Raw genomic sequence first — 26,740 nt, forward strand, 5'->3', positions numbered from 1 at the left:
ATGACTATTACATTCACCGACAAAGAACAAGAAGAAGCATATTACTCTGATGGTGTAGACGCATTCGAAACATACGACATCCAACATAATGGAATAGACATCCAAGTCGAATTCCAAGGTAGTAGATACTCATGTGCAGTTTCAGGCGTCCCATTCAACCGTTCTAATCCAGAACAATGGGAAGAGTTTATGTGGGACATACATGGGCAATTCAGCTATGAAGACAGCCTTACAATCACTGTGAACTATTCCAACGGTCTAACCAAGACATACAAAATGGAACGTGGCGAGTTCCAAGAATGCGAAGTCCCAAAGATTCCAGAACCCAAAGCAGCTAAGCAAGAAGACGATGAATTGTGCTATTCCCCCCAATCAGCAGGATGGAACTCGTAAACCTCTATAATTGATGCTGGTGGAATGGTGTCGATGCACTACCAACCTCAATAACGCCTGGAAGCCTCTGGAACGAGTCATTCTCCATTAGCCTCTTAAAGCTTGGTCGTTGATGTGTCGTTGGTTCTCAAGACCGTTTCGGCCTTCCTCAGCTTGCCCTTGAGTACTGACTCTGTTGTATGCGAAAATTACTTTATTATTCATTGATTGTGAGTCCCTTCATGTCAGGTCAGTTCGTTTATTCTATGCTAAGAGTGGGCAAGATTGCCCCCAAAAAAAAATATTGTCGGTTGTAGATATCCCCTCGTGTAACAACCACACTACAATCCTCCCCAAAAGCTATTACAATGACGGAACAGATAGTATTTCCGACATATAGCTATAGGCTATATCTCCTTGTTTTTGATAACTAAACGGTATCATTTTGGCCATTTACTTATTTATTGAGAAACCCGATGATACCTCCATCAAAAACAACTTGTGGTATTAATTATGTCTTGTTCTATTGTAACTGAGTTTACTAAACCTACCGTTTCTTGTAGCCCTAAATATTCTAGTGTTATTTTGCGTAAAGCTAATGCTCTTGGCGTAAATTTAGTTTCTCAGGTAACTGTAAATCGTAACGGTTGGTCTTGTTTTAATATTTGGCTTTGTCCTCTAACTAAAGCTAACGCTTCGCTATCGCTAGTTAAATTCGTAATGTCTAAAAACGGTTTGTAAATCCCTATTCCTAACCCTGCTCTTGTTGGTGGGGTTTTATTTACCCCTTTACATGGCAAATATCTAATGAACGCACCTTTGCTATCTGCCTCAACTCGCCAAGCACCTGCATCACTCAAAGGTATTACCACCAAAAAGCTATTAAAATGACGGCTTCATGACCTCCAACAGTTTCTTTCCCTGTTCTGTTCCACCTGCAATAACTCCAAATAATCTCTCTATTCCCTATAGACCATATATCTAAGTTGGAAATTTAGTTCTACATCCCTTGTCCACTCGTTACCCTTGCTGCAAGCACCAAGTATACGTAGGACGCTCATAGCTTGGACCAATCTGGAGAACCAGACACACCATGACCATGCAGAGTATTTATTAACAAACACATCACATTAGCACTCTCCAACATGATGGTATGGGGGTAGCACTCCCTGTTATTTTCGACAAACACACCCATAAAGCTCTACAGACAGATTTCCGATGCATCCAAAAATACATTTGCTCTCCAGAGCCTCCAACAGAAACATTATTATCCATTGCCAAAGCTCCTCTATGCCTCGAGACAGAGTTAACCATGACCCATACAAGCCTATGTAGCCCATTAATAGTCCGATAAGCCCTGCATTAGTCTACGATAGTACATGCATATCCCTGCTGGTGGACTGGACATACATCACATTGCTGTCTGCTTTCCCTGTTCTGTTGTTGGTGTAATAACTCCAAGATGTCCTGTCTCCATTAACACCCCCTTGTTTTACTCCAGAACATTAACTCCAATCGCTGGTAGACACGAACGAAACTTTTTCCCATTTTTTACTCCAGAAAACAGACAACGTAATTTCCCGTCGTCTTCCATCCACATCAAATTAAGTCCATACAAGGTAATTTCCCATGCGTAGCGTCGATACTACGCATCATCTCTAATGGCGGGGGGAGACCGTAACTATCCACAGCTCCAGAAACCATACAGACCTCTACAACATCGGACGAAAATTTTAGCTGTCTCCATCCAAACATTGACTATCCATCCCCCCGACAGGGGACTAGGTATTGGCTGCTGTTACCCTTGCTGTTACCGATATAACCATCCCAGCCGTTACAACACTTCCATATCTACCTATAAACCCACCATTACATCCCTATTACCCCACGAAACAACCTGCCCACAATCCAACATTACTGTTAATATACAACAGCTTACGATATCTACATATACGTCACATTAGCCCAAGAAGTCTGCACCATTAGTTGGGGAGGCCATAGTTACAGGGTTAGCAGCCACTAACTTTTACCCCAACGAGGTAGAAGTCCATCACATTAGGTCTCCACATTGATGCTGCTTTCCCTATCCTAGTACCATCGCAATAACTCCAATAATCCTCTCTCCATTAACTATCGACCACACCTAACCAACAGCGCAGTCTCGCGCTAAACCTTATCCAACATATAGATATCTCCAAGAGAACTATAACTATATACCTCGATACCCCATGATTACCCTAGAAGGTAATCATTAAACACTCCCAAGAGAACTAGAGACAATCCACATACACCATCACATTGCATATATCTCGATATCTCCAGACACTACATATATCCATTAATGTTTATCCACTCTAAAACACTCTAAAACAACCCAGAACGATCGATTGCATATTGGGTAGTACAATGTGATGGTGGGCTCATCTCGATAAGTCTCGATATCTCCAGAACATCTCCAAAAGTTCGAGAAGTCTGCCCAAGACAGACACATTCACATTAATTTATGCAGGGATTTAACATGGAAATAGAGTTTATTACTATCGATAGTAATTAACCCACCAGACATCCACATCACATTACACTCTGCCATTATCGATATCTCCAAAACATCCACAACACTACCTATGGCAACCTGCTACTTTGCGATAGTTTATGGGTGATTAGTGGCTGCTAACTTGGCATCACTGGAGGCTACAGGGTGTACAATCTCGATATCTCGGACTGCTATTGGAAAGTCATGGAATTTCTGGATAGGCTGGAGGGAACACAATCGAAAATGCCTACCATCAAACCCCAATGGCAACCCAATGAAGGGTGTACAATCTCGATATCTCGGACTGCTATTGGAAAATTATGGAAATGTCTCGATATGCTGGAGGAAGCATATCGAAAAGTAATGTATCAAAGAACGGCAATACTACAATGAGAGGTCTGACAGGGGATACCCCGTCAAAGGTAATTACACTTACTACATCACATGACAAGTAAGTGGATGCTAACCGTTAATTACCTTCGAAGGTAACCATAACATCAGAAATCACACCGCACACATTTCATCGAGGCGTTTTGATTGTATATTGCAGAACATAGCCTGTACTTTCTTTGGGAAACACAGATGTTCATTACATGAATTTACGGTTTTAGAACTCAATATAACTGAATAGTCTATTCGCTGACATTATTATAACGCACAATCTGAATGTTCAGATATTCTATTTAGTTCTCAGAGGCATCGAGACAGACTGACAGAACCTTTAGGTTTCAAACGCTTCACTGCAACCAAGACAGTAATCAAGCCAGTCAGCCGCACAAATAAACCCACACTTATCACAAAAGTCACCCAACTCTATTGAAATGATAATCATGCTGCTAGCACCACTCTGTCTAAAACGTTCTTGACTGCCATTGATGTAAACCGCTTACCCCTTGGTGTAGTCAATGATAGGTCATTCAATTTATCAGCAATCTTCTGAAGCGACATACCGGACTCACGCATTGGAACAATCACACCACTCATCGAGTTAGCAAACTCATCGGCCTTACGGATAATGCCAGCTACTCCAGAAGCCTGTAGAGCTATATTCTGTTCAGTAGTAGGCGGTGTATGTCTAACACAGATAGCAACTCCCCTCGCCTTCGCAGCAGCTAATGCCGCCTTCGTACGCTGACTAATCATTAGACGTTCCTGTTCAGCGAGTGAAGCATAAATATGAAGTTGGAAGTTATCCGCATTCGGCATCATTGCCACCTTAATACTCACATCCTCCATTAATCGAGAGAGCTCACTAACCCTCCTAGACAATCTATCTAGCTTCGACACTAGCAATGTCGCCTTCTGTGCTTTGGCTAGTGAGACAGCCTTGGCAAGCTCTGGGCGCTTAGCATTATTACCTGACTCAACTTCTATATATGTAGCAATTACAATTGGGTTAGTTTGAGCATCCAAGAAGATATCGATATCCCTATCCTGAGCTGACATTCCATACCCATCAGATCCCTGCTTTGTTGTACTGACTCGTTTGTAAATGATGTATTTGTTAATAGCCATATTATATGTATCTCGCCCAAGTGTTCATTTTATACGACCAAGCATACGCCACTTTACACAAAAGCGATAATAACCGTTTAATATCAGACGCTTGCGAGAAATTAAGTTTAGTTATATCGCCTTCAATCACAACCTACCTCTGTAATATTTTATATACCTCTAGACAGTGGGGCGGCAGGGGTTGCCAAATCGTACCCTTATAGGGAGAGAGTCTATAACAACCCTAAACAACCCTATTACAGGAGGACTAACTATGTCCGATGAAACAAGACAACGTTCATTACGAAAACTAGGAACACTTTCCGAGAACGACAAAAACGCATGGAAGCATATGTACAACACATATATTCGAACGATATCTCCACACTTATCATTGACAAGCCCAGAGCTATTACCCCTAAAAACCTACACCATTTTAATGTACCGCAAACGTATGACTGCAAAACTGGAGGTAACCAATGGAGCAAAATAACATCTTCGGTGACGAAATAGTTGAGCCTAGCGATGTCAGTTCAGATCAACTTGAAGTCATACGAAACACCCCCATCCGCAATGCTTGGGTATATCTCTTGGACGGACATAAAGTTGGAGCCTCTGCTGAAATTCACCGAGGCATACATCAACCTCAGCCGTCAGAAACATAGAGGACATTGATTATGTTATTAGCCAAACGTCTCCATTTAATGGGGGCAACGGTTCGTTACCAATACTTCCGAAACAACGAAGCTGCTATCGAGCATTATGGAAGACTACTTCCAGATGACCCAGAGAAGTTTACAGCCCTAATTAACAACCAAGACAAGCACATGGAACTTGTCGCATACATCAGAGGAGAACATAAACAATGATGGATAATTTAGTACATCGAGTATACCGATACAAATTAATTAACGACAAACTGGAGTGGGAGTTTAGACCAGTGTCGAACTACGAAGAACAACTGCTCCAGAACTCTCGTAAAGCAGACCTAGTAGAACAGAAGCAGAAACTTAAAAACGAGTTCCACCTTATCGAGAAGATGGCAACAAGGAAGCAGAACCCTACAATTGGTTCGTTGGCAAACTTTCTAACGCCTTTTGGTTTTTTAACTGTAAGCTCCAATACCATTAAAAACAAAGGTAGAAAATGGATTGCGGAGCATCTAACAGGAAAGTCGAAGGCAACTCTCCACCAGTTTATGGACGAGGTAGAGAAATTTAACAAGGCAGAGAAGGATGCAGAAAAACGTTACGAGTGGGATATTGTAGTTCTAAAACAGAAAAACAACAGAACCAGAGTAAAAAACGCATTCATTTTAAGGGTTAGATTATCCCCAACCAATGGACTTTTTGTTGGAATTATCGATGGCGATTGGCACATATTTTACTAGCAAAACACACGAAATTAACGGTAGGTCAGTTCGATGATTTTTGGAGTTAACATGACTCCATTTTTAGAGGCTTAGAGGCTTACTGACCTACCGTTAAATTAACCATCAAAACCCTGTAGCCCCAAGGGTTACACACCTATTTTATGGTGCAAAAAACCTTTAAACAGGGGGTTCTCTAACCTTGTTAACGTTCTAATGCTTCGCCCTAACCTTTCTAAAACTAATGCTTCGCTACTGTAGCTTGTGGCTATTTTTGGGGAGCAACCTTAACCTGTCACATTCGAGACCTCGCAAAGCTCGTAGCGTCTCGTCTCGTAACAGAACGGTATGCTCCCCAAAAATAGCAGATGTTTGCACCGCAAGCGGCACAAACTACAAGTTTCCTTGGTTGCTGGTCTACTCTGATCCAGTTCTGGAAATGTTGTTTAAACACCCTGTCATGTTGCTCTTCGAAGCGCAGCGGAGCTATCCATACCTATCGACAGCTAATAACACAAAACCAGTTTTGCATATGCGAGCGCAGCGAAGGCAGCTACACGGATGGCACACCATGGGAAACAATTAACATCCATATCCAAACAAACATCCATATCCCCATCACAACACTGTCCCATTGCAAAAACGCCTATCCCTAAACCTACGATAACGATACACGTCACATTAGGTCTCTAGACAAAACGTAAAGCCCTCTCGCAGTATATCTCCATATACAGCAATAAAAGTTACATACATACATCACAGTAATCGGTCTCGAACGTTAGAGGAGTTATTTATAAAGCCCTAACTGCGGTTTATACGAGATACCCTTACCCATATACTTGTTAATCCAATCTAGGTTATCGCTCTCTAACCATCACGTTAACCAAACCAAGGAGGCCAAAATGCAACTCATCGTTACCAGAGTCCATTTTATTAATGGCTTTGTCGTTGGATACATATCTAATCAATACCAGAAGCATCAACTAGAGAACATAGTTAAGTTTAACCCTACTGTGGATGGGATAGACTTCATTGCTAAATTCGATAGTGGCGGCGGGGAGCATCTACAGTCAATGTTCAACTCAATTGTAAACTCAGTACATCGCAATAACTCCAATCTTCCTCTCTCCATATCCAGACTTAACAGGCCATAGATATAACTCTACCATCACATTAGACCAAGCACTTTACTGGTTAGTCTGGAGATAATCCCTCTCCGAACGTTCTAAAGGCCTCTCCGAACGTTCTAGGCTCAATTTATAACCCTATCTGTAATTAATTTGGAAATTTCCAAAATATCTCTTGCAATTAATTCAAACGTATTCCCATACTTTTGACATATCTCCTCGCAGACAATCCTGTCTGTGGTTAACTAGGAGAAAATAATATGAACTCAATTACACGATGGAACAGCTTAGATAACTTTGAAATTAATGGACTGGTAGAAGGTCACAATGATTACGAAGATGGCACGATTACAATTACAGAAATTTGGGAAGACACATTCCAGTTAGACTTTGTTGGTTTGGATAATCTAGTAGCAGAACTAGACGCTAATTTTGCAGACCCATACGAAGACGGTAGCCAAACCGAAGGTACGATTAAGGTGAATTCAATATGGCTAACTGGTTCAGCTCCATATGTTGATAGATACCCGAGTTATGATGACTTTTTCAATGGCCTGATTGCTTATCGCGAACTTAATGGCCTAGTTGGATTAATTGAAATTAATCCTGTGGGTGAACCTTCAGTAATCCATCTTAGCACTACCGATAATGCCGAAGACGCAGTTATGACTGTAACTTTAGACTTTCACTCAAATGTGGGTCGCTCGAAAGGTTTGATTGAACTGGAAGAACTGGAACTGGAGACCTTCTATCGCTCGATGGTTTATAGGTTGGCAAATACGATGGCTGATAGGTTGTCAGCTTAGAGAACCCCAAACAAAAAAAAGCCCCAATGGTTACAGCCATTGGGGCTTTTTACTTTCTTTCAAACCTGCCTGAAAACATTCCTGTCTGAAAACATTTTTATAACCAAATTATAGTTTAATCAGTAAGATAGAGCTAATTTACTAAAAGGCAGCATTTCATCAATCGATTTACAGAATATAACCTATTGTTTTTACAGGGGGCGCATTAGGCTCAAGTAGTGTTTTGTGGGGGGTTATCCACAAACACCTGAATCCCCCCACTAAAACAACTAATTAATTCAACCGAATACACACCTAATCATGCAGTGTGATAATTAACTTTAGGGTATTTGAATTGTTATCAAGATTCGCCTACTGAAAATCATCTAATTTGCTTTAGTTCCAATGTCATCTTCACCAACCACCCAACCCCACATTATATCTATTAATTTCACGATATTTTATGGGATGTGCTTTTTAACTTGTAATCACCTGATTAGTAATATCACTTGCAACCTGTTAACTTAGCTGACGAATAAATGGACTAATTCGTATTGAAAGGGATCTCGCAATGAAAGTCATATTAGTACTCCTAGCTACACTTCTAGCTTCAGCTCCTGCCATATCTGCCGTTTATTCAGTTCATTGTCCAATCGACTGTCCAAGTAGCCCAGACGAAAACATACTTATTTATGGCCATGTGTATGCCTTATCACAAGACACCACTACTAAAATGGCAGACTGGGTCGCTTACGAAGTTGATGTTGTTAATTTCGGGCCATCACCAGGACGAGACTGGGGCAATAACCCTCTAATCGACAAAGACTCAAGATTGGAAGAAAGTGATTACTCTGGAGCAAATGCCAGTTCATTAAAATCAGATAAGGGTCATCAGGCTCCCCTTGCCTCTTTCGCATCTTCTCACTATTGGTATGAACTCAATTATCTAAGCAACATTACTCCACAACACAAAGACCTAAATCAAGGTGCTTGGAAGCATTTAGAAATGGCAGTCAGAGACGCAGTGTCATACTCAAAACCATTGTATGTAATTACTGGTCCACTCTACACAGAGAAGATGAAGCCATTACCAAAGGCTGATGAAACCCATAGTGTGCCATCAGGTTATTTTAAAGTGATATATGATGCTAAGGGCAATGCAGCATCATTCATAATGCACCAAACATCTAAGCGTTCTGACAAGTACTGCTCTAAAGCAGCATCATTGAGCAGTATTCAAAACAAGATAGACTATCAACTACCTAAATCACTAAAAAGCAGTAACAGAATTATGGACTTACTGAAATGCTAAACATTGTTGTAGATCACAATGAATCACCAACATAGAAGATACATTGATATCTGACATAACTAAAACAAAAAGGCAGTTTACGATGAGAACATTTAACTTATTCATTAGTCACTCTTGGACATACACAAATGCTTATGAAAAATTTGTCGGGTTATTGAATAAACGTAGTTATTTCGATTACTAAAATTACTCGGTTCCCAAAGACAACCCTATCACTGGTGCAAAAACTGACGCTCAACTTAGAGCTGCTATTGAAGCCAAAGTTAGACCATCTTCAGTGGTCATCATTATGGCAGGTAAATATGCAACATTTAGCAAAAACACTTAGGCCAAGCTTCAGTATCGGATCCTCACAAGGATAAATACAAAGCTAAAGCGCAATCAATATCACAAGAATACTTTACTAACATGTATGCATAATAGGGAGATTGTTTCATGACCAAAAACAAGACCAGCGGAAAGGTAGTAGTCAACGACAGAGCGCTTCAACCAATGAGTTCTGGCGTAGTAATGCCTAAAGTTAAACCTCCAAAAGCAACTCCAAATGGTGATTCAAGTAGGTCTGGAGATAATAAAAAATGAGAATCAACTACGACTATATAGAAGTGATGCTAAACAGAGCTTTAGATCACCCTGACGCTCAATTTGACCTAAATTTGTTTAATGATCTATGGAATGAAGAATCTAAGGAAGCCGAATTTTTCTTTCACTTGGAGATTCTTGATGATTTGAATGTAATTGAAAATACTATAGACAGCTCTGGATTAGGTTTTAGAAGGTGCGGAGATGGTCAATACATTATTTCAATTGTTCCTCTTCGACTTACTGCTCATGGCCATGATTTTGCCGCAGCTCTCACTAAAGCTGGCGTGTTAGAAACTCTGAAGACAACATTTAAAGATGCTGGCCCAACTGAGATGATAAAAGCCACCTTCGGAATTGCTGCTAAGATTACTGAAGCACAGTTGAAGAAGGCGATAGGCGAATAATTAACCCTATTGTAGATGATTATATTTTGAGCCCTCTAGATAGCTTAGAGGGCTTTATTCACTACACAAGTTAACTTACTGTAACCCTTGAAGAGCTCTAGCTTGCTTGCTTTTATCTATGAAGTTATATGGTGGATAAAAATGAAACTTATATCCATTCCCATAATCCATTTTCAACCCTCTTCGTTTGTCTGTGTAATTTGGCCATATAGTAGTATTTGTAATGGCATTACCATCTATGTTACACACTAACTTGAATGGCGTTTCTTCTTCCCCATATGTTGCTGGTGTATCTATTTCTGCATTTGGCTTACACTTATCAACTGGAAAGAAAACAGTAGCCATAAGCTGATCTGTACCATCTTCTTGAGCGATCAAGAAATAAGATACGTGGTAGTCATCCGTAACATATTTGTAAAATATTCCAAGAGGGGATTTGCTTGTGTAATGGTATGAATCACTCCAATCTATAGGCTCCCAAGACCAACCTTCATTATGCTGGTTGCCAATATACTTCACATACATAAATATACTTAGCGGTATCATTATCGCTAGTGCCACTATACCTATAACAGACCATTTTATTATTCTAATAATTAGGGATTTCAAGGTTCAACATCTCATCTTATTGCTATCATTTGGTGGTTTAATCCTTTGCTTATGCTAACAAATTTAACACTAAATGAATGTTGGGAGTATCAAATAATGCAAATCTAGATATGTATTATGACGCACCTATAGATAGCGTAGAGGGCTTTCAATCTCTCATTTACCTAGTGGCTCATTACTTCCATTCTGCACCTTTATTATCAGCCTTCCCACGCCATGTATCAGCTTCACTGTCCCACCAGAATGCTCTGAAATATCCATTGGTGAAATGAATACCATACGTTATGTTTTTAGTCTTCAATGTTGGGTCGCCCATAGATTCATGAAGGTCGATATCTGGAAACTTCTCTTTAAACTCATCCCAAGTTTTCTGACTTTTCCATTCCGACCCAAACTGCCAAACTTCAATTTTATCAATGAACTTAGGTAGCAAGACACGAAGCCTCAATCTAACATCATCATCTAACCGCCCTTCCCTCGCTTGTTTAACGACCTCTAAGAAGTTCGACTCGATATCAGTAGCCGTATGCTTGGATAAATTGAGTTCATCTTCTAGAGAAGCTAATAGAGTCCTCTCCGAAGCTAAAAGCTCCTCCATTCCCTCTTTGCGACTCAAATAGCGGTTTTTCGTAATATCACCGTCCAAATATAAGTCCTCAAGACGAGTCAACTTAATATCAACATCACTGATCGTAGCTTTATGCTGGTGGATGTTGGCCTCTAACTCACCAGTATCAACTTTCTGACTCTTGAATATCGAGTTGTAGTTGATCACATCACTACAATATTCAATGATAGTCTGTTCTAGATATCGACTAGGTGAAGTTCCACCAGCACACACATCACGACTCACCTCATTTTTGGCATAAGCAGTACACCTGATGCTGCTCCCTTTGTTCGGATTCTTGAAGTTCTGTATACCGAAGTTAGCCCCACAATAACCACACTTAACAAGACCTTTCATAAAATTAACGGGGTACTTAGTCCCTCCAGAGTTACCTCTAGCCTTTGATTGCTTAATCTGCTTAGCCTGATAATACTTCTCCAATGTAACAACCGCTGGAAAATAATTATCGACAACAGACTCGTTAGACTTACCAACATTAAATGTACGACGGCCTATCGTTGCTGGATTAGTGATTATTTTGGATATGTAGGACTCACGCCAAACTCTGACTTCACTTCTTGCTCTTCTACCATCAAACTCTGGCCACGGCTCAATATTATCATTTAGCCATCTAGTGATAGTCGTAGCTCCATGACCATCAATAAACATATCGAACACTTTGTTGATCACATCAACTCTATCTGGATGAAGCTCAAACCCAGTCACTCTAGGATGTGAGCCTGATGTATCCCAAACCTTACGAATCCAATTTGGTAATGCCCCAAGAGTTACAAGTTCACCTGCATCAACCTTACGCTGATACGAAGCTGTAGTTCTGTTTGACCTGCTGGTGGACTCTTCATTAGCTGACTGAGCCTTGGCAATTAGTCCAACAAACTGACCAAAGTCCTGAAATACTCCAGCATCAACAGTTTCGCCGCTGGTAGAGAAATGAATATTCAGTCCTGCCTCAGTAATCTCCCTCATCCTCAATGCTGCATCAAGAAAGTCATTACGGCTGAAACGTGTTTGGTCAAACATTACGCATACTGACCCTACAGGATAATAACCAGACCTAACTCTCTCTAACACATCACCTAAGTTAGCTCCCTTAAATGCACTACCAACCTCAATAACGTCTGGAAGCCTCTGTAACGAGTCAGTTTCCATTAGCCTCGTTACGGCTTGGTCGTTGATGTGTCGTTGGTTCTCAAGACCGTTTCGGCCTTCCTCAGCTTGCCCTTGAGTACTGACTCTGTTGTATGCGAAAATTACTTTATTATTCATTGATTGTGAGTCCCTTTATGTCAGGTCAGTTCGTTTATTCTATGCTAAGAGTTGGGAAATATGTACCACCTGGAAAGCAAATTCTTAAAGATATTTCACTCAGTTTTTTCCCTGGCGCCAAAATTGGTGTCTTAGGTTTAAACGGTTCAGGTAAATCGACTTTACTTCGTATCATGGCAGGGTTAGATACTGAAATCGAAGGCGAAGCGCGCCCGATGCAAGATCTAAAAATCGGATACCTTCCACAAGAGCCTAAGCTTGATGAATCGCAAACCGTACGTGAAGCCATTGAAGAAGCGGTAAGTGAAGCTAAAAATGCCCTCACCCGTTTAGATGAAGTGTATGCACTATATGCTGAACCTGATGCTGACTTTGATGCACTTGCTAAAGAGCAAGGTCAACTGGAAGCGATTATTCAATCTCAAGATGCGCATAACCTTGATGTGGTGCTAGATCGCGCAGCGAATGCTTTACGTCTTCCTGATTGGGATGAAAAAATCGAAGTATTATCAGGTGGTGAACGTCGCCGCGTAGCAATCTGTCGTCTGTTACTTGAAAAACCAGACATGTTGCTACTTGATGAACCAACCAACCACTTGGATGCAGAATCTGTTGCATGGCTTGAGCGCTTCTTACAAGATTACACAGGCACCGTTGTGGCCATTACCCATGATAGATATTTCTTGGATAATGCCGCTGGGTGGATTTTGGAACTTGACCGTGGTGAAGGTATTCCGTGGGAAGGTAACTATTCTTCGTGGTTAGAGCAAAAAGATGCTCGTCTACAACAAGAATCATCTACAGAAAGTGCGCGCCAGAAAACCATTCAAAAAGAATTAGAATGGGTACGCCAAGGCAGCAAAGGTCGTCAATCTAAAGGTAAAGCCCGTATGGCTCGCTTTGAAGAATTGAACACCAACGACTACCAGAAACGTAACGAAACAAACGAGTTGTTTATTCCACCAGGACCTCGCTTAGGTGACAAAGTCATTGAAGTGAATAACCTCACCAAGTCATATGGCGATCGCGTATTGATTGATGACTTAACCTTTGCCGTCCCTAAAGGTGCCATTGTCGGTATTATCGGTGCTAACGGCGCGGGTAAATCAACTTTGTTTAAGATGATTTCAGGTGCAGAACAACCTGATAGCGGTAGTATCGAAGTGGGTGAATCAGTACAAATTGCATCGGTTGAACAGTTCCGTGATTCGATGAATGATAAAAATACAGTCTGGCAAGAAATTTCCGACGGTCAAGATATCATGCGTATTAATAACACAGAGATCCCAAGTCGCGCTTATGTTGGCCGCTTTAACTTCCGTGGTGGCGATCAGCAAAAAATCATTGGCACATTGTCTGGTGGTGAGCGTAACCGTGTCCATTTAGCAAAACTGCTACAAGCAGGTGGTAACGTACTCCTACTCGATGAACCAACCAATGACTTAGATGTTGAAACACTACGTGCGCTAGAAGAAGCGTTATTAGAGTTCCCTGGTTGTGCCATGGTTATTTCCCATGACCGTTGGTTCTTAGACAGAATCGCCACTCACATTTTAGATTATCGTGATGAAGGCCAAGTTAACTTCTATGAAGGCAACTACACAGAATATACCGCATGGTTAAAAGAGCATTTAGGCACAGAAGCGATTGAGCCTCATCGTCTTAAGTACAAGCGTATTGCCAAGTAAAACCAGCCCTTAGTGTAAACAAACGCGTTAAAATAATTAAGCCCCATTAAATCATCCTTTTTGTAAAGAAAGGTAGTTTAAACTGGGGCTTTTTAATATTTCAAACAAAAATAAAGACCTAATCGACTTTCATTTTAAGTGGTCATTTTACAATGGTTAGCAATAACTTCTTGAATATAAAATCATGAATTGTAAGCAAGTGGTAACAACCAAGATCGTTTAGCAACATTTGCGTTCACTTTAATAAACACTTTTGTTATCAGCATGTTTCGTTACAATCTTATATGCTTTGCTTTACATTCCTTTACCCTTATATGCCGTTTTTTAATTAAAATAGACCCTAATTCATCAACCGGTCTGATGATATTTTCTTAGAGTTCATAAAATGAAAAAATTGGCAATTGTTATCATAGTCAGCAGCCTTATCGCTGCGGTGGTGTCTTTTAGTGGTTTATCCCAAGCTGATAAAACGAAAGCTCAGTCGCAAGGGAAGCCGCAGAAAACTATTCCAGTCGTCACCGGCATTGTTGATCAGCATGAACTATCACAATCATTATCGCTAATAGGTAAGCTTGACGCTGAACAATCTGTCTATATTTCATCTCAAGTTGCTGGCCAAATTAGTAAAATTTTAATTAAACCCGATCAAGATATTCAGGCTGGCCAAATCATCGTTCAATTAGATGATGCTAAGGCGAAAGCTGCTACTGCCGAAGCCGCCGCTTATCTGGCCGATGAAAAGCGTAAACTCAAAGAGTTTCTAAAACTGATTTCAAGTAATGCAATTACTCAGACCGAAATTGATGCCCAGCGTGCCAGCGTGGATATGGCAGCTGCACGATTAGCTGCTGCTCAAGCCGATTTAGATTATCACTCTCTAAATGCGCCATTTTCTGGTTCTGCTGGCTTAATTGATTTTAGTGTAGGTAAGATGATTTCTGTCGGTACCGAACTTTTATCTTTTGATGACCTTTCAACCATGAGACTCGACCTACAAGTCCCAGAACATTACTTATCATTACTTTCAAATGGTATGCAAGTTACAGCTCAGAGCCGCGCTTGGCCATCTCAAGAGTTTAAAGGAGAAATTATTGCCATTGACTCTCGTATTAACCAAGACACATTAAATTTACGCGTCAGAGTCCAATTTGTTAATCCCGACAACAAATTAAAGCCGGGCATGATGATGGCCGCAACGCTTAACTTCCCTGCTGTATCTGAACCTGTTATCCCAGTTCAGGCTATTGAGTACTCTGGAACTAAACGCTTTGTTTACCTCGTTGATAATAACAATGTTGCGAATCGCACCGAAGTCATTTTAGGCGCCCGTATTGATAATGAAGTGCTCATCACAGAAGGGCTCAGCATTGGCGATAATGTTGTCGTTCAAGGGTTAGTTAATATGCGTGATGGCGTGTCAGTTGATGTGTTAGAGCAGCAAAGCACTGCGTCACGTTTAGCTCATGAATCATCAGAGCAAGAACCCGAAACATCTGCAGATACAATCACGAATGCGGTACAGGAGAAAAGTTAATGTGGCTCTCTGATGTATCCGTAAAACGTCCTGTTGTTGCGATTGTTCTCAGCTTATTACTGGTAGTTTTTGGTCTCGTTTCTCTATCAAAACTGTCAGTAAGAGAGATGCCAGATGTCGAAAACCCTGTTGTTACTGTAATGACAACCTATAGTGGCGCTTCTGCGACCATTATGGAAAGCCAGATTACCACGACGATTGAAGATGAACTTACCGGTATCAGTGGTGTAGATGAAATTGAGTCTATCACTCGAAACGGCATGTCTCGCATTACAGTGACATTTCTTTTGGGTTGGGATTTAACTGAAGGTGTCAGTGATGTGCGTGATGCAGTTGCCCGTGCTCAGCGTCGCTTACCCGATGAAGCCGACGATCCCGTAGTATCTAAAGACAATGGTTCTGGCGAGCCATCTATATATGTCAATTTAAGTTCATCAATGATGGACAGAACGCAATTGACTGACTACTCCCAGCGAGTACTTGAAGATCGTTTCAATTTAATCACAGGTGTCAGCTCAATTTCGCTATCGGGTGGCTTATACAAAGTCATGTACGTACAGTTAAAGCCTGAATTAATGGCTGGCCGTAATGTTTCAGCCAATGATATTGTTTCGGCGCTTAATACTGAAAACGTGGAAACACCAGGTGGTGAAGTCCGAAACGACACCACGGTAATGACAGTAAGAACTGCAAGGCTTTATAACAATCCTGCTGACTTTGATTATTTGGTTGTTCGCACCGCTGAAGATGGCACACCTATTTACTTAAAAGATGTTGCAGATGTCTTTATTGGTGCAGAAAACGAAAATTCGACTTTTAAAAGTGACGGCGTTACAAACATTAGCTTAGGAATCATTGCTCAATCTGATGCTAACCCGCTTGATGTCGCGAAACTCGTCCACAAAGAAGTTGATAGAATCCAAGAATTTTTGCCACAGGGCACGGCACTCGTTGTTGACTATGACTCAACCATTTTTATCTCTCGTTCAATCGATGAGGTATATAACACTCTCATTATCACTGCCATTCTGGTTATTTTAGTGCTGTATATTTTCATCGGTCAAGTACGCGCAACCTTAATCCCTGCAGTCACGGTACCTGTTTCACTTATTTCAGCCTTTATCGCCGCTAATACTTTTGGCTTCTCTATTAACCTTTTAACCTTAATGGCATTGATACTGTCCATTGGTTTAGTCGTTGACGATGCTATTGTCGTTGTGGAAAACATTTTCCATCACATTGAAAAAGGCGAGCCCCCTATTCTAGCTGCCTACAAAGGCGCACGAGAAGTTGGTTTTGCTGTAATGGCGACCACTGCAGTACTGGTTATGGTATTTTTACCGATTTCCTTCATGGAAGGCATGGTAGGTCTATTGTTTACTGAGTTCTCGGTCATGTTGGCAGTGTCGGTGTTATTTTCCTCTCTCATTGCACTCACCTTAACGCCTGTGTTGGGTAGTAAATTGCTTAAAGCCAATGTCAAACCTAACCGTTTTAACCTATGGGTTGATGGGTTATTCGACAAGCTTGAAAAGCAATACCGCCGTGTAGTCTCAAAAGCTGTTCAGTATCGAGCAGCAGCGCCTGTTGTCATCATTGCCTGTGTCATTGGTAGTGGTTGGTTATTAAATCAAGTACCAGCGCAACTTGCTCCACAAGAAGACCGCGGGGTTATATTTGCGTTTATTAAAGGCGCTGAAGGAACCAGTTACAACCGTATGGCTGCCAACATGGACATTGTTGAAGAACGCTTGATGCCGATGTTAGGTAACGGCATCATAAAATCTTTCAGTACTCAAGCTCCCGCTTTTGGCGGCCGAGCAGGCGACCAAACTGGTTTTGTAATCATTCAGTTAGAAGAATGGAAAGACCGAAACATCAATGCGCAGCAAGCTTTAGGAATTGTAGCTAAAGCTCTTGAAGGCATTCCCGATGTGATGGTTCGACCTATGCTTCCAGGTTTTAGAGGCCAATCAAGTGAACCAGTGCAGTTTGTATTAGGTGGTTCTGATTACAATGAACTATTTGATTGGGCCCAGAAGTTACAGCTTGAGGCTGATTTGAGCCCTATTTTAGAAGGTGCAGATCTTGATTATGCCGAAACCACCCCAGAGCTATTAGTTTCAGTGGATCGTGAACGAGCAGCAGAGCTTGGTGTGAGTGTCACAGAAGTGTCAGACACTTTAGAAATCATGTTAGGCGGCCGTAGTGAAACCACCTTCATTGAACGTGGTGAAGAATACGATGTCTATCTTCGTGGCGATGAAAATAGCTTCAATAGTGTGGCAGATTTAAGTCAAATTTACATGCGAACGGCTTCAGGTAAGTTAATTACCTTAGATACGATTACCCAAATTGACGAGGTAGCTTCGGCGCAAAAGTTAAGTCACCTTAATAAGCAAAAGTCGATTACATTGAAAGCAAACCTTGGAGCTGGGCACACCTTAGGTGAAGCATTGGATTTTCTCGATGCTAAAGCGATTGAAATGTTACCCAGTGACATTACCGTGTCATACACTGGTGAATCAAAAGACTTTAAAGAAAACCAAAGCAGTGTATTTATTGTATTTGGTTTAGCTTTGTTAGTTGCCTATTTAGTTCTAGCTGCTCAATTTGAAAGCTTCATCAATCCTTTAGTTGTCATGTTTACTGTACCTATGGGAGTCTTTGGTGGATTCTTAGGGCTCTTCCTTACCAGCCAAGGCCTTAATATTTACAGTCAAATTGGCATGATTATGCTCATTGGTATGGTAACTAAAAACGGTATCTTAATTGTCGAGTTTGCCAACCAGGTGCGCGATAAAGGATTAGCGTTAGAACAAGCAATTATTGATGCTTCTGCGAGACGTTTACGACCAATTTTGATGACGGCGTTCACCACATTAATTGGCGCTATTCCATTAATTATGTCTACGGGCGCAGGATCAGAAAGTCGAATTGCTGTAGGTACAGTAGTGTTCTTTGGGATGGCTTTTGCTACTCTAGTGACCTTATTGGTGATCCCTGCTATGTATAGGTTGATATCAGGTGCAACACACTCACCAGGATTTGTAGAGCAACAACTCAATGACGCCATTGAGATGCAAAAGCGCAAAGCACTAAACGAGTCTTAAAATACAGACTCTTCTAATGGATAAACAGGTGTAATAATGGAAAAAGTAGCCGTATTTGTTGATGTACAAAACATCTATTACACCTGTAAGCAGGCTTTTGGCCGTTCGTTTAATTATCGCGCCTTATTTAAATTACTCTCTCAACAAGCACAAATTGAACATGCATTTGCTTACGCTATCGCCCCTGCTGATGATGGCCAAGTAAAGTTTCAAGATGCTCTACGACACATCGGTTTTGAAGTGAAACTAAAACCTTATATCCAACGAAGTGATGGTAGTGCTAAAGGTGATTGGGATGTCGGTATTACTATCGATGTTCTAGATTATGCAGAGCAAGTTGATAAAGTCATCCTACTTTCTGGTGATGGTGATTTTGATTTGTTAATGACAAAAGTGGCTCAAAAGTTTGGATGCGATACTCAAGTAATCAGCGTTTCAAGTCTAACAGCTAAGTCTTTACTTGATGTTGTCGGTAGCCATTTACCTATTGAATCAAACCTCTTGCTTTAAATGAAGCTCCGACGCTATTTAGCGTTCTCCCTTAGAAAACGCTTATCTGCTTTCTACGGGCTATTTATTTAGTCTATTCTTTTAGATTATTTCTATTATTTTCTCAATAAATTAAACGCTTTAAAAGCTCAAAAATTGTCACTCCCTATCCCCCATCTAAGTTAACTCAAAAAGTCGCCTTACAAAAACACACTTGTTAACAATAAGTTAAATACACATGTCAAACATGCAGTTTGCTTGTTCAGGATTCCATGGAGCATTTTTTTATGTAACAATTACGTTATGTTTATCACTGTAAATAGCAGAGAAGTTGATGTTACAGCGGGCAATTACCCTACACAGCATTATCATTGCTATTTGCATCTATTGCAGTATTACTTCCTTTGCTCATTCGGAGCAATTTCAGCTTGAAACACTAAATGTTAGTGATGGGTTACTTTCTTCTAGCATTACCACCATTCATCAACAGCGAAGTGGTTATATTTGGTTTGGCTCTGACAGTGGAGCCAGTCGGTATGACGGTATTAACTTTATTCACTTTCAATTCTCACCCAATGAAAAGAACCATATATCCAACAACTATGTAACCGACATTTATGAAGATAAAGCCGGTAATATTTGGATAGCAACCGAAGATGGACTTAATCAACTCACCCCTGAAAATGAGATGATTCAACATAACACTCTCAGTAGTCAGAATGGCTTAAGCTCTAGTTGGATAACCCGCATCTACGAAGACAAAGATGGCAGTTTATGGTTTGGGACGGGCTCAGGTATTAGTCAATATGACCCCAAGACAAAAACGTTTACAGCTTTCTTCCTTTACGATGATGATAACCAGCGTTATGACACTTCCACATATAGTATATTTACTGATTATCAGGGCACAATCTGGGTAAGTACCGATTTTGGTCTTACGACCATTAATCGGGAAACTAAGCGTTTAGAACAGGTAACCTCTAGCAATCCAGATACCAATAAAATAATGACAGGTTCGGTCAATGCTATTCAAGTTGTGTCTGACGAACAAGTTTGGCTAGGAACATATCAACAAGGCTTGGTCGATTTTAACCCTAAAACCATGGAAGTCATCATTTATGAGGTTGACAAAAACAATCCTTCTATCGATCAAATAGCATCGAATAACGTAGTAGATATGCTCTTTGAAAATAGTAATACACTTTGGTTAGCTCACAATAAAGGCGCCACCAGAGTCAGTCTTGATACCATGAGTTTTACCCATCTCCAGCACCAAGAATATAATCACCATTCAATTGCCGATAACAGAGTACACGAACTACAACTTGATCAAGCCGGAGGGATCTGGTTCGCTACTTCAATGGGCGCTTCGTATTACTCGCCTTTTAAGCATGGCACCCGAATATTTAAACCTCATCCATACACCCCAGAACTTTCTAGTCCTTTTATTTATTGGGTCGATACTGATGAAAACAATAAAGTTTGGGTGACGACTTCAGAAAATATAAACCAAATCAATGATAAAACCGAAGCAATTAAACTAAAACCAATTGAGAACTTGTCATTAGAATCTCCCTACAGCGCAATTTTAGATAACCAAGACAATGTGTGGATTTCAGGTGAAAATGGCCTATCTTTGTACAATATCGCTAATGAGGGAATACAACATTTTAGTAATGCACCAGGTAATGCCCACCATTTTCCTAATAGTCCTTTTTATCTAGCGTTACCGGATAACAAAGGTAATGTGTGGATCTCAGGGTACTTAGATGTCGGCCTTATCTTGTTTAATCCCCAAGAAGGAATCAAACAACAATTACTCACAGAATATGATAATTCATACTCTGTTGGCGGTAACTTTACTTTTGACAAGCAATTCATCCATAACGGCGAATTATGGCTAGCAACGACCAATGCCATATACCGTGTGAACCCAGAAACATATGAAGTTAAACATTTATCGCTTGGCACCGATACTGAAAATATTAGAACCGTTAAAATTTATCAGGATGAAAAAAATGACATTTGGGTTGCTACTCAGGGTTTAGGGCTTGCCCGAATTAGAGTGGGTGAAGGTTGGGACGATCCTGTTAATATAAGATACTTCAATAAAGATCATGGTTTTACCACCAATACTCTACGAGGCGTAACGGGGAATGGTGATGGATTTGTTTGGGTAACCTCGCAATCAAAGTTCGCAAAAATGAATACCAGCACTTTTGAAGTTACTCAATACCCTAGCGCAATTAATGAAAAAGATAGCTCATTTTCTGATTCTGCTATTGCAATGAAAAATGACCACTTATATTTGGGGTCAAATAACGGTCTATTTAAGATTGACACCAAATCAATCACAAGTAATACCTTTAAACCCAAAGTTCATATTACCTCAGCGTTAATAGCAAACCAGCAGTTTATTGGCGCTAATAGCAATCAAAATATGAATGACGTACGACTTGAATACGAACAAAATATTGTTCAATTTTCCTTTGCATCAATGGATTTTACTGCGCCTAATAAAAACCAGTATCGCTACCGTTTACGCGGTTTTGATGAAAACTGGGTACATGCTGGCAGCAATACTTCAGCAACTTACACTAACCTCAATGCTGGAGATTACTCCTTTATTGTCCAAGGCAGCAACAGTGATGGACGCTGGAGCCCTCATGTTGCCTCTTTTGACTTTAAGGTAAAACAAGCATGGTGGTTTTATGCAATTATTACCTTAATCCTTATTTGTACCTTACTCACCTTATTGTTTTTATTTACTCGATATCAAAAAATAACCGAACTGAGTAACCGAGCAAACTACGACAGCTTAACGGGTTTATCCAATCGCTTTCGATTTAATGCCAAGCTCGAATTAACCGTTACTGATGTGCATAAACCAGCGGCAGTCGTATTCATTGATTTGGATTATTTTAAAGAAGTTAATGACACTATGGGGCACGATATTGGCGATGAATTAATCATCGAGGTCAGTAAGAGGTTATCCAACACCTTAAGTAAAAACGACTTACTTGCGAGATTAGGGGGGGATGAGTTTGCAATCATCATTCAACACCCAGGCACGCAAGCCAAACTCATTAATGTAATAGAACGAATCCGTACCAGTATTAATACCGGTTATCAAATAAAAGCCCACTGGATCACTAGCTCCGCCAGTATTGGAGTCGCTTGCTTCCCTGAAGATGGTCTCGACTCTAAAACCTTACTGAAACACGCTGATACCGCCATGTACGCAGCAAAGCATGCTGGTCGTAATAACGCTTACTTCTTTAATGAGTCTCTTTCACAAGCATTACTTGAAAAAACCACTATAAAACAGCAATTAAAAATTGCACTGGTGAATGAGCAATTCAAGGTACATTATCAACCCAAAGTCAATCTAGTGACTGGTGAAGTATCCTCATTTGAAGCATTATTAAGGTGGTATCACCCAACCGAAGGGCTTATACCACCGGTTAAGTTTATTCCTGAAGCTGAAAGTAATGGCCAAATTATTGAGATTGGCTATTGGGTATTGCTGCAAGCATGTACCGATGGTCAAAAATGGCATCAACAAGGATTATTGAAAGACAATATCTCAGTTAATATTTCCCCCATACAACTCTCGCAGCCAGATATTTGCGAACACATAGAGTCAATTTTGCACCAAACAGGTTTCCCGGCTGAAAAGCTCGAGTTAGAAATCACAGAATCCTTACTGATTGAAAATTTTGACACTGCAGAAATCGTACTTAAACAGCTTAAAAAGCTTAATGTTCGAATTGCATTAGATGACTTTGGTACTGGATTTTCATCGTTGAATTATTTAACTCATTTTCCACTGGATACCTTAAAAATAGATCAAGGATTTTTGAAAGGATTACTGGATAACCACGCTACAGAAATTGTACTTAAAAATATTGTCAAACTCGGCAATGAACTTAATATGCATATTGTGGCTGAAGGCATAGAAACTGACTCACAAAAGCTCAAACTCATTGAGTTAGATTGCACTACAGGCCAAGGATATTTATTCAGTCCAGCTGTCGAGGAGCACCTTGCTAGCAAAATGCTCAAAAGTAAAAGTCGCTTTAACAAAGTCGACTAACATTACCCTAATTTATTACTTGTGGTCTGATGAGGTTCTTTTTCAGTGAAGTGGGCTAATTAAGGCTATAGAAACCCTTTTAAATAAGCGACAATAGCCTTATTCAACTACGATACCATAATGACAATGACCCAAAAAACAATTGAATACAGCCCTACCTTTCATTTTCCTGTGCAAATATATTACGAAGATACCGATTTTTCAGGCGTTGTTTACCATCCTAATTTCTTAAAGTATTTTGAGCGAGCACGAGAACATGTCATAGGCGCAAATGTCCTCAATGTCTTATGGCAACAACAACAATTGGGTTTTGCCGTATATCGAACCGATATGTTGTGTCATGACGGTGTCGAATTTGCGGATATTGTCGATGTAAGAACTAAATATTATTTCGAAAGCAAATATCGCACAGTATGGCTACAAGAAATTTGGCGCCCCAATGCAAAAAAACCAGCAGTAACTGCAACCATTGAAATGGTCTGCATGAACCAGCAACGTCAAATGGCACCAATGCCGATGAACTTAATTGAACAATTAACAGAAAAATTTAGCTGAATATCAATCTTTGATAGTGCTGAGTTAAGCGTTTATCCGTTTATGAGCCAATGACTCATAAACTAGATGATAGATAAACGATAATGGTAGTTAACAAGGTAATTCGTAAAAGCTATTTTAAGTGTTCAATCTTACTAATGCTTAGTGGGTATAGAGACGAATGGTTGTTGAATGAGTTGCGAAAAACGTAGCTCCAAATCCGAGGCTATCAGTGGTTTACTCACATATTCGCCTTGAATCGTATCTGTGCCAAACTCAATTAAGGTATCAAAAACGTCCTTTGTTTCCACCCCTTCAACTGTCACATCAAAACCTAAGCTTTTGGCTAATTCAATACTTGTCTTAACGATTTTATTCGCTTGAATATCACAATTAAAATCATCCAAAAATGCTTTATCTATTTTAACTTCATCAATAGGTAAGTGGCGTAAATAAGCGAGTGAAGAATGGCCAGTACCAAAATCATCAATGGCAATTTTGACCCCAAGTTCTCTGATTTCTTTCAAGGTTTCAATTGTTCTAGCTAAATCCAGCATCAAAGCACTTTCTGTAATTTCAATCATCAAGTTTTCAGCAGGCACTTTGTATTGAGTCAGTAAATTACTGATGTCGATTGGCAAGTGCTGGTTCTCTAAATCTTTAGTCGATAAATTAACTGCGACTTTAATATTAATGCCTTGTTGCAGCCACTTCACTTGTTGCTTTAGTACCTGTTCTAGTGCCCATTTACTGATTAAATCAATAACACCTGTATGTTCAGCGAGCGGGATAAACTCAGTCGGCGGAATATTTCCTAACCCAGAATGTTCCCAACGTATTAAAGCCTCAACTTGCTCACACTTACCAGAACTAATATCAAGCTTGGGTTGATACACCATATGCAACTGATTCTGCTTTAAGCTTTTAGGCAGGCTATTAATAATCATCAATTCACGATACTGCGCTTTATCATCATCTTGATTATAAAAAGCAATATCCTTATTACTCACTTTCGCCTTTTTAAGAGCTAAATCTAAACGCCTCAACATTAAACTGACATCAGCATGATGATCGTGTAACTCTAACACCCCTAACTGAACCTTAATGCTGATTGGCGTTTGCTCAATCTCAAAAGGCTTTTGCAAATGTTGCTTGATGCTATTTAATTCAAAACTAGAAATCTGCTTTGGGTAAAACAGCAAAAACTCATTACCATTCATTCTTGACACAAACTGGGGAGGATTGCCTAATTCTTTGATTCGCTTTGCAAACGATTTAAGTAGCTGATCACCAAATATAAACCCGAATAAATCATTCACAAATCTAAATTGCTGAATGTCCACCAGCACTAACATACCTTCTGTTGCTGGCATTTTGGCAAACATTTTTCTTTTAAACCCAACCCGATTTGATAAACCCGTCAATTTGTCTCGTTCAAGCGTGATAGGGTTATTTTGCTGAAACAAATTGAGGTTATGAACAAGTGGCTTAAACGCGCGGGGAGTATGCTTAAAATTCAGCGGTGATTGAGTCACATTATTAGACTCTAATGTCTGGGTTAATTCAGCAATAAACTTGCCTTGCTGGAAATAACCGCCTAATACAATCCCAAGCAACAGAATAAGTGCGATAAAAAGTACAATGATAATTTCAATGCTTAACACAATTTACTGCCCCTAATTCTGTAACCGTTTATATGACCGTATTATAGTAAATACTTTCATTTTAATTTGAGTAAGGCGAGTCAAAGCGTTCCTAACTCAAGCTATCTTAAGGTTTTATGCGTGGACTGATATTGACGTTGTTATTGATAACTTTGTTTAATAGAATGATAAACCTCTAAAAACTCATCACTCTCTAAATCTTCAGGTGTAACCGGCAACCCACGAGTAGCAAAAATATCTAAGCGTTGCTCAAGCTCTAGTCCAGCTCTTAGCTCACCTGTGTAATATGCTGCCGATCGAATAAAGTCTAAGTACGTTACGTTTTCTGGCATGTAATGTAAATCAGCCCATCGTTCCACAACTTCCATTACCTCTGGCGCAAAATCCCAAGTTTTTAAAATAGCGCGACCAATTGGACCTTGCATTTTACGGACTAAACCCCGCAATTGATCAATACTGCTAAATGCATCAGGCCTTGATTCGGCTTCAGACAATACAGGTAAAGCGCCAATGTTATGCACAAGCCCTGCAAGTGTCAGTGTTTCTGGGTCAAGCTTTTTACTTGGGTTGCGCTTATTGTACATCGACAACATCGCTCCTGAAGACGCAGTGACTTCAATTGATGTTTGCCAGACTTCATCCATCACTTGCCAAACCATTTCATTGGTCGAAATAAATAACTGCTCAAGAGCTACCGAAGTAACGATAGATTTAATTTGTATTAGCCCAATACGATTAACTGCAGCGCTGATATTTTCAGCTTTATTACCTCGGCTATATAAAGCACTATTTGCGACTTTAATGATACGCGCAGAAATCGCTGCATCTTGACCAATAATGTCACCGACTTGTTTTAAACTTGAGTCTGGTTGCGACACGACTTCCTGTACCCTCATGGCCACTTCAGGCAGTGTAGGAAGCACTAAAGCGTCGTCTTTAAGCTTCTTTAATAGCCCAACCAATAATTGGTGTTCAGTTGTCATGCATACCGCCTGTTATTTTATTGTTGTTGCTTTGTTCGGATTATATCAGTTATGTCACTTATTTGAATAAAGAAAAAGCACTAATCTTCATAAAACAGTTTATTTAATTAGTCATAGTTAAATTAGACAAAGCCCACAATCACAGAGGAATTATT

Annotated in this window: 16 protein-coding genes; 11 read left to right on the plus strand and 5 right to left on the minus strand. The window is 40.2% G+C overall.

Going from position 1 to position 26,740, the window contains the following annotated elements; genetic code table 11:
* Positions 1-393 (plus strand): hypothetical protein, encoded by a 393-nt coding sequence (locus tag K5Q58_RS05090; RefSeq protein WP_220752839.1) that lies wholly within the window; start codon positions 1-3, stop codon positions 391-393.
* A 3,340-nt stretch (positions 394-3,733) separates the two neighbouring features.
* On the opposite strand, the gene K5Q58_RS05095 is transcribed toward K5Q58_RS05090, so the two are convergent.
* Positions 3,734-4,420 (minus strand): recombinase family protein, encoded by a 687-nt coding sequence (locus K5Q58_RS05095; protein ID WP_220752841.1) that lies wholly within the window; start codon positions 4,418-4,420, stop codon positions 3,734-3,736.
* Between the two features lie 844 nt (positions 4,421-5,264).
* On the opposite strand from K5Q58_RS05095, the gene K5Q58_RS05100 reads away from it, so the two are divergent.
* The 4 genes from K5Q58_RS05100 to K5Q58_RS05115 all read left to right on the plus strand — a co-directional run bounded on the left by K5Q58_RS05100 (position 5,265) and on the right by K5Q58_RS05115 (position 9,981).
* A complete protein-coding gene (locus tag K5Q58_RS05100) occupies positions 5,265-5,789 on the plus strand; it encodes a hypothetical protein (protein ID WP_220752842.1) in 525 nt (174 codons plus the stop codon).
* Between the two features lie 1,366 nt (positions 5,790-7,155).
* Positions 7,156-7,701: a hypothetical protein gene (locus K5Q58_RS05105; RefSeq protein WP_220752844.1), complete on the plus strand. Its 546-nt coding sequence runs from the start codon at positions 7,156-7,158 to the stop codon at positions 7,699-7,701.
* Positions 7,702-8,251: 550 nt separating this feature from the next.
* Positions 8,252-8,992, plus strand: a complete 741-nt coding sequence (locus K5Q58_RS05110; RefSeq protein ID WP_220752845.1) for a DNA/RNA non-specific endonuclease — start codon at positions 8,252-8,254, stop codon at positions 8,990-8,992.
* 578 nt (positions 8,993-9,570) lie between these two features.
* Positions 9,571-9,981 (plus strand): DUF2513 domain-containing protein, encoded by a 411-nt coding sequence (locus K5Q58_RS05115; RefSeq protein ID WP_220752847.1) that lies wholly within the window; start codon positions 9,571-9,573, stop codon positions 9,979-9,981.
* A 75-nt stretch (positions 9,982-10,056) separates the two neighbouring features.
* Here K5Q58_RS05115 and K5Q58_RS05120 read toward each other — a convergent pair whose 3' ends face one another.
* Both K5Q58_RS05120 and K5Q58_RS05125 read right to left on the minus strand, forming a co-directional pair.
* A complete protein-coding gene (locus K5Q58_RS05120; RefSeq protein ID WP_220752848.1) occupies positions 10,057-10,506 on the minus strand; it encodes a hypothetical protein in 450 nt (149 codons plus the stop codon).
* A gap of 259 nt (positions 10,507-10,765) precedes the next feature.
* Entirely contained in the window at positions 10,766-12,484 is a 1,719-nt protein-coding gene (locus tag K5Q58_RS05125; protein ID WP_220752850.1) for a recombinase family protein, read from the minus strand.
* 17 nt (positions 12,485-12,501) lie between these two features.
* Between K5Q58_RS05125 and ettA the strand changes: the two genes are divergently transcribed.
* From ettA to K5Q58_RS05155, 6 genes are all read left to right on the plus strand, one after another.
* Complete coding sequence (ettA, locus tag K5Q58_RS05130; protein ID WP_220752852.1) at positions 12,502-14,172, plus strand: energy-dependent translational throttle protein EttA; 1,671 nt, start codon at positions 12,502-12,504, stop codon at positions 14,170-14,172.
* A 385-nt stretch (positions 14,173-14,557) separates the two neighbouring features.
* Positions 14,558-15,706: an efflux RND transporter periplasmic adaptor subunit gene (locus tag K5Q58_RS05135; RefSeq protein ID WP_220752853.1), complete on the plus strand. Its 1,149-nt coding sequence runs from the start codon at positions 14,558-14,560 to the stop codon at positions 15,704-15,706.
* Positions 15,706-18,819 carry a multidrug efflux RND transporter permease subunit gene (locus K5Q58_RS05140; RefSeq protein ID WP_220752855.1) on the plus strand — a complete coding sequence of 1,038 codons (3,114 nt, stop codon included), beginning with the start codon at positions 15,706-15,708 and terminating at the stop codon, positions 18,817-18,819. Before K5Q58_RS05135 ends, K5Q58_RS05140 begins: the two co-directional genes overlap by 1 nt.
* A gap of 36 nt (positions 18,820-18,855) precedes the next feature.
* A complete protein-coding gene (locus tag K5Q58_RS05145) occupies positions 18,856-19,329 on the plus strand; it encodes an NYN domain-containing protein (protein WP_220752856.1) in 474 nt (157 codons plus the stop codon).
* 313 nt (positions 19,330-19,642) lie between these two features.
* Entirely contained in the window at positions 19,643-23,404 is a 3,762-nt protein-coding gene (locus tag K5Q58_RS05150) for an EAL domain-containing protein (RefSeq protein ID WP_220752858.1), read from the plus strand.
* A 120-nt stretch (positions 23,405-23,524) separates the two neighbouring features.
* Positions 23,525-23,959, plus strand: coding sequence for a thioesterase family protein (locus K5Q58_RS05155; RefSeq protein ID WP_259651240.1), 435 nt, complete (start codon positions 23,525-23,527; stop codon positions 23,957-23,959).
* 134 nt (positions 23,960-24,093) lie between these two features.
* Here the strand turns inward: K5Q58_RS05155 and K5Q58_RS05160 are convergent, their stop codons facing one another.
* Positions 24,094-25,602 (minus strand): bifunctional diguanylate cyclase/phosphodiesterase, encoded by a 1,509-nt coding sequence (locus K5Q58_RS05160; RefSeq protein ID WP_259651241.1) that lies wholly within the window; start codon positions 25,600-25,602, stop codon positions 24,094-24,096.
* Between the two features lie 140 nt (positions 25,603-25,742).
* Positions 25,743-26,585 carry an HDOD domain-containing protein gene (locus tag K5Q58_RS05165; RefSeq protein WP_220752860.1) on the minus strand — a complete coding sequence of 281 codons (843 nt, stop codon included), beginning with the start codon at positions 26,583-26,585 and terminating at the stop codon, positions 25,743-25,745.
* Between the last annotated feature and the right edge of the window lie 155 nt (positions 26,586-26,740).

The sequence above is a fragment of the Shewanella sp. KT0246 genome, assembly GCF_019654955.1.
In the GTDB taxonomy this organism is placed as follows: Bacteria; Pseudomonadota; Gammaproteobacteria; order Enterobacterales; family Shewanellaceae; genus Shewanella; species Shewanella goraebulensis.

Bases quoted from the DNA above. Each gene is read 5' to 3' on its own strand.
- ettA (WP_220752852.1), top strand. From the start codon at position 12,502: ATGTCAGGTCAGTTCGTTTATTCTATGCTAAGAGTTGGGAAATATGTA.
- K5Q58_RS05110 (WP_220752845.1), top strand. From the start codon at position 8,252: ATGAAAGTCATATTAGTACTCCTAGCTACACTTCTAGCTTCAGCTCCT.
- K5Q58_RS05140 (WP_220752855.1), top strand. From the start codon at position 15,706: ATGTGGCTCTCTGATGTATCCGTAAAACGTCCTGTTGTTGCGATTGTT.
- K5Q58_RS05135 (WP_220752853.1), top strand. From the start codon at position 14,558: ATGAAAAAATTGGCAATTGTTATCATAGTCAGCAGCCTTATCGCTGCG.
- K5Q58_RS05090 (WP_220752839.1), top strand. From the start codon at position 1: ATGACTATTACATTCACCGACAAAGAACAAGAAGAAGCATATTACTCT.
- K5Q58_RS05120 (WP_220752848.1), bottom strand. From the start codon at position 10,506: ATGTATGTGAAGTATATTGGCAACCAGCATAATGAAGGTTGGTCTTGG.
- K5Q58_RS05145 (WP_220752856.1), top strand. From the start codon at position 18,856: ATGGAAAAAGTAGCCGTATTTGTTGATGTACAAAACATCTATTACACC.
- K5Q58_RS05105 (WP_220752844.1), top strand. From the start codon at position 7,156: ATGAACTCAATTACACGATGGAACAGCTTAGATAACTTTGAAATTAAT.
- K5Q58_RS05100 (WP_220752842.1), top strand. From the start codon at position 5,265: ATGATGGATAATTTAGTACATCGAGTATACCGATACAAATTAATTAAC.
- K5Q58_RS05125 (WP_220752850.1), bottom strand. From the start codon at position 12,484: ATGAATAATAAAGTAATTTTCGCATACAACAGAGTCAGTACTCAAGGG.
- K5Q58_RS05155 (WP_259651240.1), top strand. From the start codon at position 23,525: ATGACAATGACCCAAAAAACAATTGAATACAGCCCTACCTTTCATTTT.
- K5Q58_RS05165 (WP_220752860.1), bottom strand. From the start codon at position 26,585: ATGACAACTGAACACCAATTATTGGTTGGGCTATTAAAGAAGCTTAAA.
- K5Q58_RS05115 (WP_220752847.1), top strand. From the start codon at position 9,571: ATGAGAATCAACTACGACTATATAGAAGTGATGCTAAACAGAGCTTTA.
- K5Q58_RS05150 (WP_220752858.1), top strand. From the start codon at position 19,643: ATGTTACAGCGGGCAATTACCCTACACAGCATTATCATTGCTATTTGC.
- K5Q58_RS05095 (WP_220752841.1), bottom strand. From the start codon at position 4,420: ATGGCTATTAACAAATACATCATTTACAAACGAGTCAGTACAACAAAG.